The sequence below is a fragment of the Tenacibaculum profundi genome (assembly GCF_057162725.1).
This window is the reverse complement of the sequence record NZ_CM169894.1, coordinates 1,040,625-1,056,626: the sequence shown is the minus strand read 5'-3', so window position 1 is coordinate 1,056,626 and position 16,002 is coordinate 1,040,625. Positions and strand designations below refer to the sequence as shown.

The following is a 16,002-nucleotide window of genomic DNA, read 5'->3' as shown; positions in this document are numbered from 1 at the left end:
TTTAAGAAGTTTAAAATAACTTCTTTTAATATAGGGGTTTTTTTTATAGTTTTTAGGTGCTTTTCTCTCTTAATAATCACAAATATAGGATTTAAATTGTATTTTTGATAGTTGATATGTAGTTTTTTAGGACAAGTATTTCTGAAAAAAACTCTTTGGTATTTTTATATGGGATTTTTAAAATTCTATGATTTATAATTGAAATGGTGTATAATTTTTTCCAATGATATCGTATTTCTTTTAGCGCTTTTAAGTAGCTAGAGTTTTCGCTATCGTAAATATGGGTTGGTTCTGCTATAATGCCATTAATCTCTAAAATCTTGAAATTTTCACCTCTTTCAAGTTCTTCAAGAGAATTATATTTAATATCTAATCTACCATAATACCATCCATTGATTGATGCACTTATTTTATCAAGCCTATCATTTAGGGGTTTGTTGATTAAATGATTACCATTAATAAACCTTGCTCCTCTAGAATGGTTTCCTATTGCCGATAAAATGACTAGTTCCCCTTTCTGAGGAATTTTTTCAAATTCAGAAAAGTATGATTGGTGTATCTCCTTAATATAATGTTTGGCTCTTTTGTGTTGGATTATAAGATTTTTCAATTTTGTATTACCATCTCCTTTTACAGATAAAAATTTTTTTAGGGTGATTGAAGTGATGGTTCCTTTGTTCTTTTCTGGATTTCTTATGTAAAAGATACCACATTCATGATTTAGATTTATGAATTCTTGAATGATTATTTTAATTCTATATTTTTCCAGATATATTTTTAATTCTTTACGGTTATTTATTTTTTTTACTAAAAGACCTCTGAAACCTACATCTGGCTTTACAATAACCGGAAATGAGATACATGCATTTTCTAATTGCTTAGTAATATTATTAAAACCCGTATTTGGTTTTACCAATATTGATTTGGGTCTTATTTTTTTAGGTATTAATTGAAGCGTTTTGAATTTGCTTTCTGTTCCATTACCCGAACTTTTTATACTTGGGTTGGCAGCAGTAAAGAATGTTAGTTTTTTTGCTTTACAAGCTAAATACAAAGCATATGGAATATTTGGGATATAGAAGAAAAAGGAAGGCCAGTATTCCCAATCAAATATTCTAAAAGATGTATTTTTATATTTCAAATTTATTTTTTTTATTTTTTGAATAGTTCATCTAAAAACACTTTTATTGTCTTGAATCCAAAGTATAATGTATAAAGAACTGTTAAAATACTAAAAATAAATAAAAAATAAGCAAAAATGTTTTTAGGATATGTATCAAAAGCCTTTAAAGCTTTATAAGAAATAGTTAAAATTAAGGGAGATATTATGAGTAATGTCATAAGTAGTAAGACATTTTTAAAGCTTTTTTCCATCTTTTTATAGTTGATTAAAATTCCTTATTGCTTCTCTAACGTTTCCGTATTTCATTAGAAGTTTTTTTGCTTGATCTTCTTCTATCTTTAGTTCTGACTTTAAAATGGCAATGCCTCTTCTTACAAGTTTTTTATTTGATAATTGCATATCAACCATTTTGTTGCCTTTAACCTTTCCCAATTGAATCATAATCGATGTTGAAATCATGTTAAGTACTAACTTTTGAGCAGTTCCAGCTTTCATTCGTGAGCTACCAGTTAAAAATTCAGGTCCTACGATAACAACAATGGGTAGTTGTGCTGTAAGTGATAGGGGACTATTATGATTACATGTTATACACCCCGTTAGAATATTATGTTCATTGCATTTTTTAAGAGCTTCAATAACATAGGGGGTTGTTCCAGAGGCTGCAATTCCAATTACAAAATCATTTGTATTAATGTTATGATCACATAGATCTTTCCAGCCTTGTGATTTAGAGTCTTCAGCAAACTCAACTGATTTACGAATAGCATTATCACCACCGGCAATTAACCCAATTACCATTCCATGAGGGACTCCAAAAGTAGGAGGACATTCGCTTGCATCTACTATACCTAGACGTCCACTTGTGCCAGCTCCAATGTAAAATAATCTTCCGCCATTTTTGAGTTTTTTCACGACTTCTTTTATTAGTGCTTCTATTTGAGGAATTGATTTTTCTACCGCGTTAGGGACTGTTTTATCTTCTTTATTAATATTCTTTAGAATTTCAGAAATATCTTTTTTTTCTAGATCAGTATAATTAGAATCTTGTTCTGTTGTTTTTGTAAATTTCATAAAACAAATTTACAAATATTGATTTTTTAATTAGTTCAAAAGTTATGAAAGTGACCTAGAAATGAATGAGGTGTCATATTTTATGTGAAATCAAAAAACAGAATATTATGGAAACCATCCAAAACTCATTAACTAATTTTTATAATTCTATTGCTACAGGTATTGGTGATTGGGGACTTAAGCTTTTTGGAGCTTTAGCAGCCTTAATTATTGGATTATGGGTAATAAGGTTTATTATGAAAGGCGTTTCAAGGGTTTTTGAATCAAAACATATTGATGAGACATTAAGACCTTTCTTAATAACGCTTCTAGGCTTTGTTTTAAAAGCATTATTAATTATCTCAATAGCAGGTATTGTAGGAGTACCTACAGCAACTTTTGCAGCATTAGTTGCAGGTATTGGAGTTGCTATAGGGGCTGCTTTTAATGGATCATTAGGTCACTTGGCTTCAGGTATTATGTTATTGGTGTTTCGTCCATTTAAAGTTGGAGATTTAATAAAAGTAAATGGGGCTTTTGGTTTTGTTAAAGAAATATCGGTATTTGTTACAGTTATTGAAACTTTTCAAAAAGAAACAGAAATTATTCCTAATTCAGCAATAACCTCTGGGAAAATAACTAATTTATCAACTGTTGGTTATTTAAGGATAGACATGCCTTTTGCAATTCGATATGGTGCAGATATATCAAAAGCTAAAAATATTGTTTTGGATGTTTTAGTTCAAGATAAAAATGTTTTAAAAACGGAGAAAATGAAACCAAGGGTTGCTGTTAATAATCTTGGAGAAAATAGTATTGAGTTACTTGCGTTACCTTATGTTAAGAGTGAAAATTATTGGGATGTTTATTGGGATACAAGACAAAAAATTGTAGAGGCCTTAGGAAATGAAGGCTACGAAGCACCTCTACCTCAAAGAATAGTAACAATGTTAAAATAAAAAAAATGGAATCAATTATTGATTCCATTTTTTTTATTTTACCTATTTAAGAAATACTAACATTAATATTATCAATGATTGTATTTAACGTTTTACTTGGCCTCATAATAGCGTTGGCAAGATTATCATCAGGTTCATAGTAACCACCAATATTTACATTAACTCCTTGAACATTGTTTAATTCTTCAACAATTTTAGATTCATTCTCTAACAAACTTTTCGCGATAAGAGTAAATTCAGATTTTAACTCATTATCTAGATTTTGTTCAGCTAATGCTTGCGCCCAATAAAGAGCTAAATAGAAATGAGAACCTCTATTGTCAAGCTCGCCAGTTTTTCTTGAAGGACTTTTTCTGTTGTCTAAAAGTTGCCCAGTAGCAATATCTAATGATTCTGCAAGAATTCCAGCTTTTTTATTATTTGTTGATTCAGAAAGGTGTTCTAAAGAAACAGCTAATGCTAGAAATTCTCCAAGAGAGTCCCAACGTAGGTGGTTTTCTTTTGTTAATTGCTCAACATGTTTTGGGGCAGATCCTCCAGCGCCGGTTTCGAATAAACCACCACCATTCATTAATGGAACAATAGATAACATTTTAGCAGATGTTCCTAGTTCTAGAATAGGGAAGAGGTCTGTTAAATAATCACGTAAAACATTACCTGTAACAGAAATTGTGTCTTTACCAGCCTTAACCCTTTCTAAAGTATACTTGGTCGCTTCTACGGGTGATAGTATTTTAATTTCTAGCTCTGAAGTATCATGATTTGGTAAGTATTTTTCTACTTTCTTAATAATTTCAGTATCATGGGCTCTATTTTTACCTAACCAAAATACAGCAGGTGTTTCTGTAGCTCTTGCTCTGGTTACAGCTAACTTAATCCAGTCTTGAATAGGAGCGTCTTTTGTTTGACACATTCTCCATATATCTCCTTTCTCTACAGTATGCTCAATTAGAACATTATTGTTACTATCAATAACTTGAACTTTACCATCTGAAGATATTTCAAATGTTTTATCATGAGATCCATATTCCTCTGCTTTCTTAGCCATTAAGCCTACATTAGGTACAGTTCCCATAGTTGTAGGATCAAAAGCTCCATTTTTCTTACAAAAGTTAATCGTTTCTTGGTATAAACCAGCATAAGAACTGTCGGGTATTACAGCTTTTGTATCTTGAGTTTCCCCGTTTTTATTCCACATTTGACCCGATGTACGAATCATAGCAGGCATGGAGGCATCAATAATAACGTCTGACGGGACATGTAAGTTTGTGATTCCTTTGTCAGAGTTAACCATTGCAAGGTCAGGATTACTTCTGTAAATATTTTGTATGTCTTTTAGTATTTCTGATTTTTTTTCTTCTGAAACTTCATCTAAATTCTTTAGTAAGTTGCCAAAACCATTATTAACATCTACGCCAATTTTTTGAAAAGTATCTTGATGTTTGTCAAATAAATCTTTGAAAAAAACTTTTACAGCATGACCGAAAATGATAGGGTCCGAAACCTTCATCATCGTAGCTTTCATGTGTAATGAGAATAAAATATCTTTATTTTTAGCATCAATAACTTGTTCTTCCAAGAAATGTATTAGCTTTTTCTTACTCATTAAAGAGGCATCAATGATTTCTCCTTCAAGTAAAGAAATTTTTTCTTTTAAAACAGAACTATTTCCAATGGTATTTGTATGTACTATTTTAACATTAGTGCTTTTATTTACAGTTACTGATTTTTCATTATGTGCAAAATCTCCTTCACTCATAGTGGCAACATGGGTTTTAGACTCGGAGTTCCAAGCTCCCATCGAATGAGGATTTTTCTTAGCATAATTTTTAACTGCTTTTGGAGCTCTTCTATCTGAATTTCCTTCTCTTAATACAGGATTGACAGCAGAGCCCTTTGCTTTATTGTAGCGTTCAAGAATAGTTTTATCTTGATCTGAATTGATTTCTTCAGGATAATCAGGAAGCGCAAAGCCACGAGCTTGTAATTCTTTAATGGCAGCTTTCAACTGAGGAACAGACGCTGAAATATTTGGTAGCTTAATAATATTTGCTTCTGGTTTAGTTGCTAAATTACCAAGAAAAGTTAAGGCGTCTTCAACTTTTTGCTTTTCAGGTAATAAATCTGAGAAGTTAGCTAGTATGCGTGCTGCTAATGAAATATCTTTAATTTCAATTTCTATGTTTGATGATTTTGTAAAAGCTTTTACGATGGGTAAAAACGAACGTGTAGCAAGCGCAGGAGCTTCATCCGTTTTAGTATACATAATTTTAGCCGAATTGCTCATAATTAAGAATTAAATTATATTATTTTGAAGTCTTGCAAATTTATAAATAACCTACGGAATTTTTGTTGCAAAATTATTATAAATTAACTTGTTTTGCTGACTATATGATAATTTTGTTCGATTTCAATATTTTTTTAAGAGCTTTAAGGGATGAAGTGACGATTTTGATATTTCTTAAATATATGTTTTTTTAAGTAGCTGTGTTACATTATTTAATAGTTTTCATGTTAAAGGTGACAAGTTTTTTTTCTAAATAAGATAATTTTTTAAAATAAAAAAGCACAGTGCATAAACACTGTGCTTCATAAATATTTTCATCTTTATTAGATTCTTCTCTCTTTAATTCTTGCTTTTTTACCAGTAAGACCTCTAAAGTAATAGATACGAGCTCTACGAACTTTTCCTCTTTTATTAACTTCAATTTTTTGAATTGAAGGTAAATTTACAGGGAAAATACGCTCTACCCCAACAGTTCCTGACATCTTTCTAATAGTAAATGTTTCTGAACTTCCATTACCTCTTCTTTGAATTACAACCCCCTTAAAGAACTGTGTACGAGTTTTACTACCTTCTTTAATTTCATAATAAACAGTTATAGTATCACCAGCTGCAAATTCAGGTAAATCATTTCTTGATACAAATTCGTTCTGTACAAATTTTACTAAAGATTCCATTTTAATATATTATTTTTTGTTTAAAAAAAGCAACATTCACGATTTTCGTCAGAGGTTGATTTTGTGTGTGCAAATTTAAAAAAAAGTTATTTGTTTTTAGATAAAAAAGTAAATTATTATGTAATTAAAGCTTAATTAACTTTAAATATTCTATTTGTTTTATTTTCATCTTCCAAAATGAATGCGTCTCTGATACTTTTTAATTTAGTTTTTTTAGGTATTATGATGAAGAAACTAACCTTATCGCTTATGAGTGAATTTATTTTTTCTTCAGATATACTTTTGGATTTTCCTTTCGAATAAAATTGACTTGAGTAACTCTTCGTATCATAGTAATACAAGGGGAGTTTTTCGTCATAATTTTTCTTGATTAAGTACTTATCTGTTTTTGATAAATATTCGATTTTATTTGTTGATAACCCAATAATTAACGCTAGGAATGATGCTATAGGAGTTACTAATGCAATTCCCATAATAAGTTTTTTTCTTTTTAAGTTTCTCCAGAAATATGTTGATAATAATGCAATGGGTACCATTATGGGCATTATATATGGGTGTATTAAACTTTTTGATACAGTGAAAAATAGAGGAGTCCATAGTAACCAAAGTAGTAAGAAAATTAGCCAAGGACTTGTTTTTACGTTTTTTTGATGTTTCCATATTTTACCTATAATAACCTGAATCCAAGGGAGAGCAAAACCAAGAAGGAATAACCATACAATACCTAAAGGTTGTTGTTTTGGAAAACCATACTTATCTCCACTCCAAGAACTATCAAAAAAACGTTTAAAATGTTCACCAACAATAAAGTAATCTATAAATCCTGGGGTTTTTTGTTCAGCGTAATAATACCACGGTAAAGCGACAATGAATATAATGGGGATGCCTATTAAAAGGTTAAATTTTTTGAAGATTTCAAAGAATGACTTTGTGTATAGTGACCAAAAGAAAATAGGAGGTAGTGTTAAAATAAATATTATAGGGCCTTTAGCTAAAAGCCCCAAACCAAAACCTATAAAAATTAAGTATTTCCAAATTGTATTTCCATTTTCTTTCATTCCCTCCCAAAAAGATAGCATAACCAATGATGTGCAAAACATTAAAGCTGTATCTGTTGATACTACTCCTGCATGGATTAAAAATTGAGGAATGGTTAAAATTATAAATCCAGGTAAATAAAAAGGTAATTTTTCTCTACTAGCATATTTACCTATTAAAAATACCACTAAGATAGATAATAATAAGTACGGTAATCGTGTTGCAAATTCATTTGAACCAAAAAATTCAATACTAACTGCAGATAGCCAGGTAGAAAGAGGAGGTTTTGCCCAAAAAGGAATTCCGTAATCTATTTGAGGTGTTATATAATCATTAGTTTCAGCCATTATTCGAGCAATTTCAGCATAACGAGCTTCTGTTTTGTCCATCAGAGGAATAAATATGTTTAAAATTACTCTCAATAAGATTAATAAGAACACCCCAAGGGTGAAAAAGTGTTTTTTGATAAAACTAGTACTCATGTAAAATATTATTTTTTATATTTTTTTCTAATAGCTAATAGGTCGAACCAAAGTTTGAAGAAATAACTAAATTTTACACGGGAATCATCAGTGTCTACCCATGATTTTAAGGGAATTTCTCTAACAATTTTATGTACGTTTTGTTTTTGGTAAGTAGTAATTATTCGATGAAATATTTCAACATCAAAGAGCCATTTTGAAATGAAATGGTCTTTAAATATTTCTGAAGCAACGTTTTGTTCAAATGCTTTACATCCACATTGAGTATCGTAAACGGTTACTTTTAATTGCCTTGAAATAAGAGTAGCGATAAATCTACCGATAGCAAAACGATAAAATTTACGATCTATATTATTGTCTATTTTTGATATTCGAGAGCCAAAAGCAAGAATTACATCATTTTTTATGTAATTACTTATGCTAATACATTCTTCAAGCGAGGTAGCTAAATCGGCATCTAAATAGGCTATTTTTTTATAGTTGTAAGTAGTATTACAATATAAAAAACCTTTTCTTATGGCTTCAGCTTTTCCAATATTATCTTTAAGGGAGAGTTGTGTTATTGTGTTTGGATGCTCTTTTTGTAATTTAGATAGTATTACTTCTGTATCATCTTTTGATCCGTCATTAACAAAACAAATGAGTATCTCAGAATTTAGTTTGGTAAAACTCTGAAATTTCTTTACCGGTAACCTATCTTGTTCATTATAACAGGGAATAACAATTACTAAATCATATATGAAATTAGTTTTCATCTAATAAATCTGGTCTTATTTGCTGAGTGCGTTCTATTGCTTTTTCATTTCTCCATTTTTCTATCTTATGAAAGTTTCCTGATAATAGAACTTCAGGAACCTTCATTCCTTGATAATCAGAAGGTCTTGTGTAAACAGGGGGGGATAATAAATTGTCTTGAAAAGAATCTGTCAAGGCCGAAGTTTCATCACCAAGAACTCCTGGTATTAACCTAATTACAGCATCGCATAGTACAGCGGCTGCTAATTCTCCACCAGTTAAAACATAATCCCCAATTGATATTTCTTTGGTTATATACTGATCTCGAACTCTCTGATCAACTCCTTTGTAATGACCAGTTAAGATTAGTATGTTTTCTTTTAATGATAATGTATTGGCTGTTGGTTGGTTCAGTGTAGGAGCATCTGGAGTCATGTAAATGACCTCGTCATATTTTCTCTTAGATTTTAGTTCATCGATGCACTTTGCGATAGGTTCAATCATTAAGACCATTCCAGCACCTCCGCCAAATTGATAATCATCAATTTGACGATAATTTCCAAATCCGTATTCTCTTAAATTATGAAGATGAACTTCAGCAAGGTTTTTCTCAATAGCCCTTTTCATCATTGAATTTTCAAACGGACTTCTTAATAAATCTGGTTCTACAGTAATGATATCTATTCGCATTCGGCAAAGGTAAGGCTTACATTCTTTACATGGCAAATTATCTTTCATAGAATAGCGTGATATTTGATTTAGCATCAAAATAAAATTTTGATGGGAGTAAAAATTCATTTTTAGATGTAGGATACTGTTTATGTAATTTAACAAACAATAATTCTTGTTTTTAAAAATCTGTAAATAAAATTACTTTTATTAGTAATAGTTATATTGTCTAATTTGAAATAGTGAGTTGTTTTGTGGAGATTAACTTATTTTTTTAAAAGGGGGTTAGGGTGGTTCTGAAACAAAAAAAAGAATGATAATCCATTTTCTTAGGTATTTCTAGGGAGATGAAAAAGATAAAGCTTTATCAGTTATAAAAGATTTTTAGAAGTATATTCAAATCAGAGGTTTTCTTAATTTTTGATTTGATTTTTTATAAATTTTATAAGCCCAATAAGGATTTCTTTATAGATGAGGCTTTTCTTTGAAAGAGAGAGGGAATGTTAAATTTGTATTTGAATAATACTCCCAAAAAGTTATGAAAATGGCGATCAATGAATTTAATAATAGCTCTTCATTAAGCTACTCTTTCGTTATGTTGGATGAAATTATTCTCATTCTATTTATTTTTTCATCGTCAATACACATCATAAGACTATGTTTATAAGTAAACTTCCTAGTGTTATGGGGTTTAAGATTAGTATTGGGTTCAGAAGATATGCTAGCATAAGTTTTTTTAGTATTATGATATGTTAAAAATACTTGCAACATTGAAAATTAAAATAAATAGAAAGAATTTTCCTAATGAAGTCTTCTGTTGATTCGTAAATAAGTAATAAAACTAATAATATATTAAGGGAAAATTCTTTTAAACTTTTTAGGTAGATTACTTGAGGTATTTATTGTTTGTGAAGTAAAAGGATGAATAAATTCTAGCGAAGAAGCATGAAGATAAAGCCCATTTCCTTTTAAAATTAAATCATCTAAATAATAGTCTTTATCACCCAGAATAGGGGAGTTCAAGCTAAATAAATGTTTACGAAGCTGATGTCTTCTTCCGGTACACGGTTGAAGTTCAATTAAATTTAGACAGCCAAATCGGTCAGAAGGTACAGTGTTTAATACTGAAAATTTTGTAAAAGCAACTTTGGTGTCAATAGGAGTATTAATTTCTCCATTTTTAGGTAGCTTACCAATTGAAATAGCATGGTATTTCTTTTGAATCAATTTCATTTCGAAAAGCCTGTTCAATTTGATAATACTTGATGTTGTTTTACCAATTAAAAGTAGGCCACTAGTTGGGTAATCTAAGCGGTGTACAGGCCTTGGAGTTGTAGCGTCAGGTAGATTGCTTTTTTTTAGGACTAGAGGTAAGGCGTTGTTAATCGTGGCAAAAGAATTTCCACTAACTAATACACCTGCAGGTTTGTTTATAATAGCCAAATACTCATCTTGAAAAAGAACCTCTAATGGAATATCAAATTTCTTCTTTGAAGAGTGAATATCAATTGCTACTTCATACAGTTCAATTTTCTCACCTCCTTTTATTAATGAGGCCGTGGATGTTTTTTCTCCATTAACAAAGACTAAGCCTTTTTTTATTGCTTTTTTTAATGCTGATTTTGTAGGAATCGTTTTAAAAATACCTACAGCATATTCTTGAATACGAATTGAAGTATTTTGTTTTTTTGCAATATGAGTTGCTATAAGTTTCAAAAGCTAATTTTTAACTAGAAATTTAAAAACATGATTATTTAATTTATTTTTATTCAAAAAGAAAGTAGGCCACTTAATACTTTCATATATACTACAGTGAAAATTACTTTTTTTAAATGTTCTTACATTTATTTTTTAACCATTTTTTTTCATCTTCGGTTAATAAGTTAGAAAGTTTATCAAATACCAGCTTATGATAGTTATTTAACCATTTCTTTTCGATATTCGTTAGTTCGTCAATATTGATCAATTGTGTATCGATATAGCAAAGCGTTAAGGTTTCAAATCCTAAAAACGTTCCGAAATCTGTTGTATGTACCTTTTTTGACAATACTATGTTTTCGGTTCTTATACCAAACTCATTTGCAACATAACAACCGGGTTCAATAGTGGTTAACTGATTTGCTAGGTGTGGAGTTGTGCCACGTTCTGTAGTTGGTCCTGTGGTAAATCCTTGTGCAGGCTCATGAACCATTCCAAAACTACCAATTCCATGACCAGTACCATGAGGATAGTTTAGTCCTTTTTTCCATAAATGAACTCTTGCAAAAGCATCAATTTGAGCTCCTGTAGTCCCTTCTGGAAATTGTAATTGATCTAATTCAATATACCCTTTCAAAACACCAGTATAAGCAGTTTTTACTTTTTCACTTGGCGTTCCTCCTAACCAAATAGTTCTAGTAATATCGGTAGTCCCATCTTTGTATTGAGCGCCACTATCAACTAATAAAATCCCTTCATTTGAAACTTCAGCTGAGTTTTCTTCAGGCGCAGTATAATGGATGATTGCACCATTTCCTTTATACCCCACGATTGCAGGGAAAGATTCTCCTGTATAATATTCCTGTTGTTGTCTGAAGCTATCTAATTTTTTTCCTATTTTATATTCTGAAATTGTTTTGGTAGCTAATTCTTTTTCTAACCATATGAAGAACTTTGTTAGTGCAATTCCATCTTTGATCATACAATTTTTAGAACCAGCTATTTCTGTTTCATTTTTAATTGCTTTTAATCGTTTTACCAAAGAGTTTTGATAAATAAACTCGCCATTAACGGCTTCAAAGCAGGCGTAGTTTAAACTTGAAGAATCAGTTACAATTCTTTTACCAGATGTTATTTCAGGGAGTATGGTTGCAATTGAATCGTAATCTTTAATGCTAATATTTAGTTTTTCAAAAACGGCAATTACATTCTCAGAGAAACGATTGGTATTACAGAATAAAATAGTTTGCTCAATACCTACAAGAGCATATGCCGTAACCAAAGGTGTAAAATCAACATCACGAGAGCGAATATTAAATAACCAAGCTATTTCATCCAAAGAAGAGAATAAATAGAAATCAGCTTTTTGTATTTCTATTTCAGTTTCGATTGTAGCTATCTTGGAAGCTGTAGTTGCTCCGGAAAACTCTAAAGGATGAACCGAGATTTCAAAGTTTGGTAAGCTCGGTCTGTCAGTCCATATTTCTTTAGCGAAATAAGGTTCATTTTGTAGTTTTATACTCTTAGGAGTTGTAAAACTTAGAATATAATCGATTTGTGATTTTGAAAATTGTCTATAATCTACCCCAATAGTTGCATCTTTTTCCAATGAATCGCATAGCCAAGCTACATGTTCTGGAGCATGCGGAATGGATTGTTTGTAAAGTGAAACTTCCGAATTTTTACATTCATCTTCAAACTGTAAAAAATAACGCGAATCCGTCCATAAAGCAGTAACGTCTTGCGTTACTACTAAAATTCCAGCTGATCCTGTGAAACCAGAAAAATAGGCTCTTAATTTCCAATGATCTGCTACATATTCCGACTGATGAGGGTCGGTAGAAGGTATAATAAAGGCATCTAAATTTTTAGATGCCATGTAATTTCTTAGTGCTTGTAATCTTTCAGCAATCATGTAGTCGTAATATGTGTTAAGAAAACATTTTGGCTACTTTCTCTGCTTTTCTGCTTTCACTGTAGTCGTAAAAGCCTTCACCAGATTTAACTCCTAACTTTCCAGCCATTACCATATTTACTAACAACGGACATGGAGCGTATTTAGGATTTTTAAATCCGTCATACATTACATTTAAGATGGATAAACATACATCCAATCCAATGAAGTCTGCTAATTGCAAAGGTCCCATTGGGTGCGCCATTCCTAATTTCATAACGGTATCTATTTCTGCAACACCAGCAACACCATTGTATAATGTTTCAATAGATTCATTGATCATTGGCATTAAAATACGGTTTGCAACAAAACCAGGATAGTCATTTACTTCAACAGGTACTTTGTTAATTTTCTTAGTTAAATCAACAATAGTTTCCATTACTTCGTCAGTAGTATTATAACCTCTAATAATTTCTACTAACTTCATAATTGGCACAGGGTTCATAAAGTGCATGCCGATTACTTTATCAGGTTTGCTAGTAGCTGCTGCAATTTGAGTAATAGATATTGAAGATGTATTTGTTGCTAAAACGGTGTTTTTATTTGAAAATTCGTCAATATCTTTAAATATTTTCAGTTTTAAATCTATATTTTCTGTAGCGGCTTCAACGATTAATTCTACATTTCTAACTCCCTCTTTTAAGTCAGTAAATAGCTTGATTTTGTTTAACGTTTCATTCTTCTTTTCCTCTGTTATTCGCTCCTTAGAAACCATTCTATCTAAGTTTTTAGAAATAGTTTTTAAGCCTTTTTCCAATGCTGTTTGAGAAATATCGATTAAGTTTACATTGTATCCAAATTGAGCAAAAGTGTGAGCAATTCCATTTCCCATAGTTCCAGCTCCAATAACAGCTATATTTTCCATACTTTTATTATTTATTTATGTTAAATATTTAGTTCATTTTTTAACATCAATGACCAGGTAAAACAATATTATATATGTTTAATGTCAGATTTGTTTTTTGTTAAAAAAAAGAATCTAGTAAATGTAGTTTTTCTTTTATCTACTTAAATTAATTAATTAAAACAATCAATGACTTGTTGTGCAACTCTCAAGGCTTCAGTTCCTTGTTTTAGTGACACAATGGGGGTTGTTTTGTTTCGTATAGCATCGGCGAAAGATTCAAGTTCATCTAAAATAGCATTGTTCTGAATAATTTTAGGATTATCAAAATAGATTTGTTTTTTTATACCTTCCGCATTCTGTAAAATCATAGCATACTCTTCAGGATTTTCGGGTACATCTTTCATCTTAACTACTTCAGATTTTTCTTCAAGAAAATTAACTGATACATAAGCATCTTTCTGGAAGAATCTTGATTTTCGCATATTTTTCATCGATATTCTACTAGCTGTTAAATTAGCTACACATCCATTTTCAAACTCTATTCTAGCATTAGCAATATCTGGAGTTTCTGAAATGACTGAAACACCACTAGCATTTATATTTTTGACTTTGGACTTAACTACAGATAGAATAATGTCTATATCATGAATCATTAAGTCCAGTACAACAGGAACATCTGTCCCGCGAGGGTTAAATTCAGCTAATCGATGTGTTTCGATAAACATAGGTGATTTAATCATATCCTTTACAGCTGTAAATGCAGGATTAAATCTTTCAACGTGACCTACTTGACCACGAACATGATTTTGACTTGCTAAAGTTCTAATGGCTTCAGCTTCTTGGAGTGTATTCGTAATTGGTTTTTCAATGAATACGTGTTTCCCTTTTTCGATAGCTTGTTTGGCACATTCGAAATGAGAAAGTGTAGGAGTTACGATATCAACAATATCAACAGCATCGATTAGGTCTTCAATAGAGTTAAACAAAGTGTAGCCGAATTCATTAGCTACTTTTTCTGCATTTTCAGTAAAAGGATCATAAAATCCGACGAGTTCATATTTTTCTGACTGTTGCAATAAACGCAGGTGAATTTTACCTAAATGCCCTGCTCCCAATACTCCGGCTTTTAACATGTTTATTTTTTGTTTTATTTAAAGAGTCCTAAAAAAATTATTCTTTTAAAGAATTAAAGAGAGGATCCTCAAAATGAAAGTATTATTTTTTAGTTAGTGATTTTATAAAAATCAACGCTAACAAAGATACACTTTTAAACATATTTATTCCTATTTTTGACCGACTGAAATTGGCAAATTAGTGAGAGACACAACCAAACATCAAGGCCTTAGGAATCAATTGGCCTCTATTTTAGAAGCAAAAGGAATAACGGATAAAAGTATATTAAATGCTGTAAGAAATATTCCAAGGCACTTATTTATTGATAGTAGTTTTGAAGAACACGCTTATCAAGATAAGGCCTTTCCAATTGCAGCAAATCAAACAATTTCACATCCTTATACAGTCGCTTTTCAATCACAAGTTTTAGATATAAAAAAAGGAGAAAAGATACTAGAAATAGGTACAGGTTCAGGATATCAAACTGCTGTTTTGTTAGAATTAAAAACAATGGTGTATACAATAGAAAGGCAACATGAATTATTTAAGAAGACATCTGTTTTCTTGCCTAAAATAGGTTACAGACCCAAACGTTTTATTTTTGGTGATGGTTATAAAGGTTTTCCGCAACAGTCTCCTTATGATAAAATTATTGTTACAGCAGGTGCTCCATTTGTTCCGAAAGCATTATTAGCTCAATTGAGGGTAGGAGGTAAGCTTTTAATTCCTGTAGGTGAAGGAGAACAGGTTATGACACTGTTTATCAGAAAATCTCTTAAAGAATTTGAAAAACATGAGTTAGGTGACTTTCGTTTTGTGCCAATGTTGAAGGAGAAGAATTAATATTTTTTTAAACAAAAGAATATTTTAATTTTAACCAGCTCATCATATAAATATTAGACTACTCTTAGCTCAATTGTGAATATAAAGTTTTTTTAAGTTGCTTTTGAAAAGTAAACTTTATTGGTTGTTGAAATTAAAATTGTTTATTTTAACTTAGAAGTTATAAATTAGTAGATCTTTAAATTTCCACAAATAAATAAGTATTTGTCGAAAGTAGCTATTAAATAAAATGTATTCAATCTTTTTCAAAGAATCAGATATTTTTTAATGGTCTTCTTTTTTATTTAGGTTAGTGTGAAAATTAATAAAAAATCCGCTTATTAGCGGATCTATTGAATTTGAACAAACATCAAATCAACTATTCTACATTTACGTCAGCAACGAGTACTTCTTGTTGATGAGTATCTTGTTTAATTTGTTTATTGTTTTCTGCTAAACCACAAGGACTTGTGCTACCGCAAGAAGTAAAACTCAATAAACTAATCATACAAATTGCAATAAATACTACTTTCTTCATTTTTGATATTATT

Annotated in this window: 15 protein-coding genes; 2 read left to right on the top strand and 13 right to left on the bottom strand. The window is 30.6% G+C overall.

Going from position 1 to position 16,002, the window contains the following annotated elements:
- Positions 1-91 precede the first annotated feature (91 nt).
- The 3 genes from AC2GW8_RS04265 to murQ are packed head-to-tail and all read right to left on the bottom strand — an operon-like array spanning position 92 to position 2,194.
- Positions 92-1,141: an ATP-grasp domain-containing protein gene (locus AC2GW8_RS04265; RefSeq protein ID WP_440881551.1), complete on the bottom strand. Its 1,050-nt coding sequence runs from the start codon at positions 1,139-1,141 to the stop codon at positions 92-94.
- An 11-nt stretch (positions 1,142-1,152) separates the two neighbouring features.
- Positions 1,153-1,341 (bottom strand): hypothetical protein, encoded by a 189-nt coding sequence (locus tag AC2GW8_RS04260; protein WP_440881550.1) that lies wholly within the window; start codon positions 1,339-1,341, stop codon positions 1,153-1,155.
- 37 nt (positions 1,342-1,378) lie between these two features.
- Positions 1,379-2,194: an N-acetylmuramic acid 6-phosphate etherase gene (gene murQ, locus AC2GW8_RS04255; RefSeq protein ID WP_440881549.1), complete on the bottom strand. Its 816-nt coding sequence runs from the start codon at positions 2,192-2,194 to the stop codon at positions 1,379-1,381.
- Positions 2,195-2,301: 107 nt separating this feature from the next.
- On the opposite strand from murQ, the gene AC2GW8_RS04250 reads away from it, so the two are divergent.
- A complete protein-coding gene (locus AC2GW8_RS04250; RefSeq protein WP_440881548.1) occupies positions 2,302-3,132 on the top strand; it encodes a mechanosensitive ion channel family protein in 831 nt (276 codons plus the stop codon).
- A gap of 46 nt (positions 3,133-3,178) precedes the next feature.
- Here AC2GW8_RS04250 and AC2GW8_RS04245 read toward each other — a convergent pair whose 3' ends face one another.
- The 9 genes from AC2GW8_RS04245 to AC2GW8_RS04205 form a co-directional block, all read right to left on the bottom strand.
- Positions 3,179-5,419 (bottom strand): NADP-dependent isocitrate dehydrogenase, encoded by a 2,241-nt coding sequence (locus AC2GW8_RS04245; protein ID WP_440881547.1) that lies wholly within the window; start codon positions 5,417-5,419, stop codon positions 3,179-3,181.
- 323 nt (positions 5,420-5,742) lie between these two features.
- A complete protein-coding gene (rplS, locus tag AC2GW8_RS04240) occupies positions 5,743-6,093 on the bottom strand; it encodes a 50S ribosomal protein L19 (protein WP_440881546.1) in 351 nt (116 codons plus the stop codon).
- A gap of 131 nt (positions 6,094-6,224) precedes the next feature.
- Positions 6,225-7,520 (bottom strand): ArnT family glycosyltransferase, encoded by a 1,296-nt coding sequence (locus AC2GW8_RS04235; protein ID WP_440881545.1) that lies wholly within the window; start codon positions 7,518-7,520, stop codon positions 6,225-6,227.
- Between the two features lie 101 nt (positions 7,521-7,621).
- Positions 7,622-8,368, bottom strand: a complete 747-nt coding sequence (locus AC2GW8_RS04230) for a glycosyltransferase (protein ID WP_440881544.1) — start codon at positions 8,366-8,368, stop codon at positions 7,622-7,624.
- Positions 8,358-9,038 (bottom strand): tRNA (guanosine(37)-N1)-methyltransferase TrmD, encoded by a 681-nt coding sequence (trmD, locus tag AC2GW8_RS04225; protein ID WP_440881543.1) that lies wholly within the window; start codon positions 9,036-9,038, stop codon positions 8,358-8,360. The genes AC2GW8_RS04230 and trmD overlap by 11 nt, the downstream gene beginning before the upstream one ends.
- A gap of 831 nt (positions 9,039-9,869) precedes the next feature.
- The gene (locus AC2GW8_RS04220) at positions 9,870-10,733 is read right to left on the bottom strand and encodes an RluA family pseudouridine synthase (protein ID WP_440881542.1); all 864 of its coding nucleotides are present in this window, start codon (positions 10,731-10,733) and stop codon (positions 9,870-9,872) included.
- A 112-nt stretch (positions 10,734-10,845) separates the two neighbouring features.
- Positions 10,846-12,630, bottom strand: coding sequence for an aminopeptidase P family protein (locus tag AC2GW8_RS04215; protein ID WP_440881541.1), 1,785 nt, complete (start codon positions 12,628-12,630; stop codon positions 10,846-10,848).
- A gap of 16 nt (positions 12,631-12,646) precedes the next feature.
- The gene (locus AC2GW8_RS04210) at positions 12,647-13,534 is read right to left on the bottom strand and encodes a 3-hydroxyacyl-CoA dehydrogenase family protein (RefSeq protein WP_440881540.1); all 888 of its coding nucleotides are present in this window, start codon (positions 13,532-13,534) and stop codon (positions 12,647-12,649) included.
- Positions 13,535-13,686: 152 nt separating this feature from the next.
- Positions 13,687-14,649: a Gfo/Idh/MocA family protein gene (locus AC2GW8_RS04205; protein WP_440881539.1), complete on the bottom strand. Its 963-nt coding sequence runs from the start codon at positions 14,647-14,649 to the stop codon at positions 13,687-13,689.
- A 181-nt stretch (positions 14,650-14,830) separates the two neighbouring features.
- On the opposite strand from AC2GW8_RS04205, the gene AC2GW8_RS04200 reads away from it, so the two are divergent.
- Positions 14,831-15,472: a protein-L-isoaspartate(D-aspartate) O-methyltransferase gene (locus tag AC2GW8_RS04200; RefSeq protein ID WP_440881538.1), complete on the top strand. Its 642-nt coding sequence runs from the start codon at positions 14,831-14,833 to the stop codon at positions 15,470-15,472.
- A 358-nt stretch (positions 15,473-15,830) separates the two neighbouring features.
- On the opposite strand, the gene AC2GW8_RS04195 is transcribed toward AC2GW8_RS04200, so the two are convergent.
- Entirely contained in the window at positions 15,831-15,989 is a 159-nt protein-coding gene (locus AC2GW8_RS04195; protein WP_440881537.1) for a lipoprotein, read from the bottom strand.
- Positions 15,990-16,002: the final 13 nt, after the last annotated feature.

Coding starts and splice junctions, on each gene's coding strand:
- rplS (WP_440881546.1), bottom strand. CDS start 6,093: ATGGAATCTTTAGTAAAATTTGTACAGAACGAATTTGTATCAAGAAAT.
- murQ (WP_440881549.1), bottom strand. CDS start 2,194: ATGAAATTTACAAAAACAACAGAACAAGATTCTAATTATACTGATCTA.
- AC2GW8_RS04215 (WP_440881541.1), bottom strand. CDS start 12,630: ATGATTGCTGAAAGATTACAAGCACTAAGAAATTACATGGCATCTAAA.
- trmD (WP_440881543.1), bottom strand. CDS start 9,038: ATGCGAATAGATATCATTACTGTAGAACCAGATTTATTAAGAAGTCCG.
- AC2GW8_RS04230 (WP_440881544.1), bottom strand. CDS start 8,368: ATGAAAACTAATTTCATATATGATTTAGTAATTGTTATTCCCTGTTAT.
- AC2GW8_RS04250 (WP_440881548.1), top strand. CDS start 2,302: ATGGAAACCATCCAAAACTCATTAACTAATTTTTATAATTCTATTGCT.
- AC2GW8_RS04195 (WP_440881537.1), bottom strand. CDS start 15,989: ATGAAGAAAGTAGTATTTATTGCAATTTGTATGATTAGTTTATTGAGT.
- AC2GW8_RS04210 (WP_440881540.1), bottom strand. CDS start 13,534: ATGGAAAATATAGCTGTTATTGGAGCTGGAACTATGGGAAATGGAATT.
- AC2GW8_RS04245 (WP_440881547.1), bottom strand. CDS start 5,419: ATGAGCAATTCGGCTAAAATTATGTATACTAAAACGGATGAAGCTCCT.
- AC2GW8_RS04235 (WP_440881545.1), bottom strand. CDS start 7,520: ATGGACAAAACAGAAGCTCGTTATGCTGAAATTGCTCGAATAATGGCT.
- AC2GW8_RS04260 (WP_440881550.1), bottom strand. CDS start 1,341: ATGACATTACTCATAATATCTCCCTTAATTTTAACTATTTCTTATAAA.
- AC2GW8_RS04205 (WP_440881539.1), bottom strand. CDS start 14,649: ATGTTAAAAGCCGGAGTATTGGGAGCAGGGCATTTAGGTAAAATTCAC.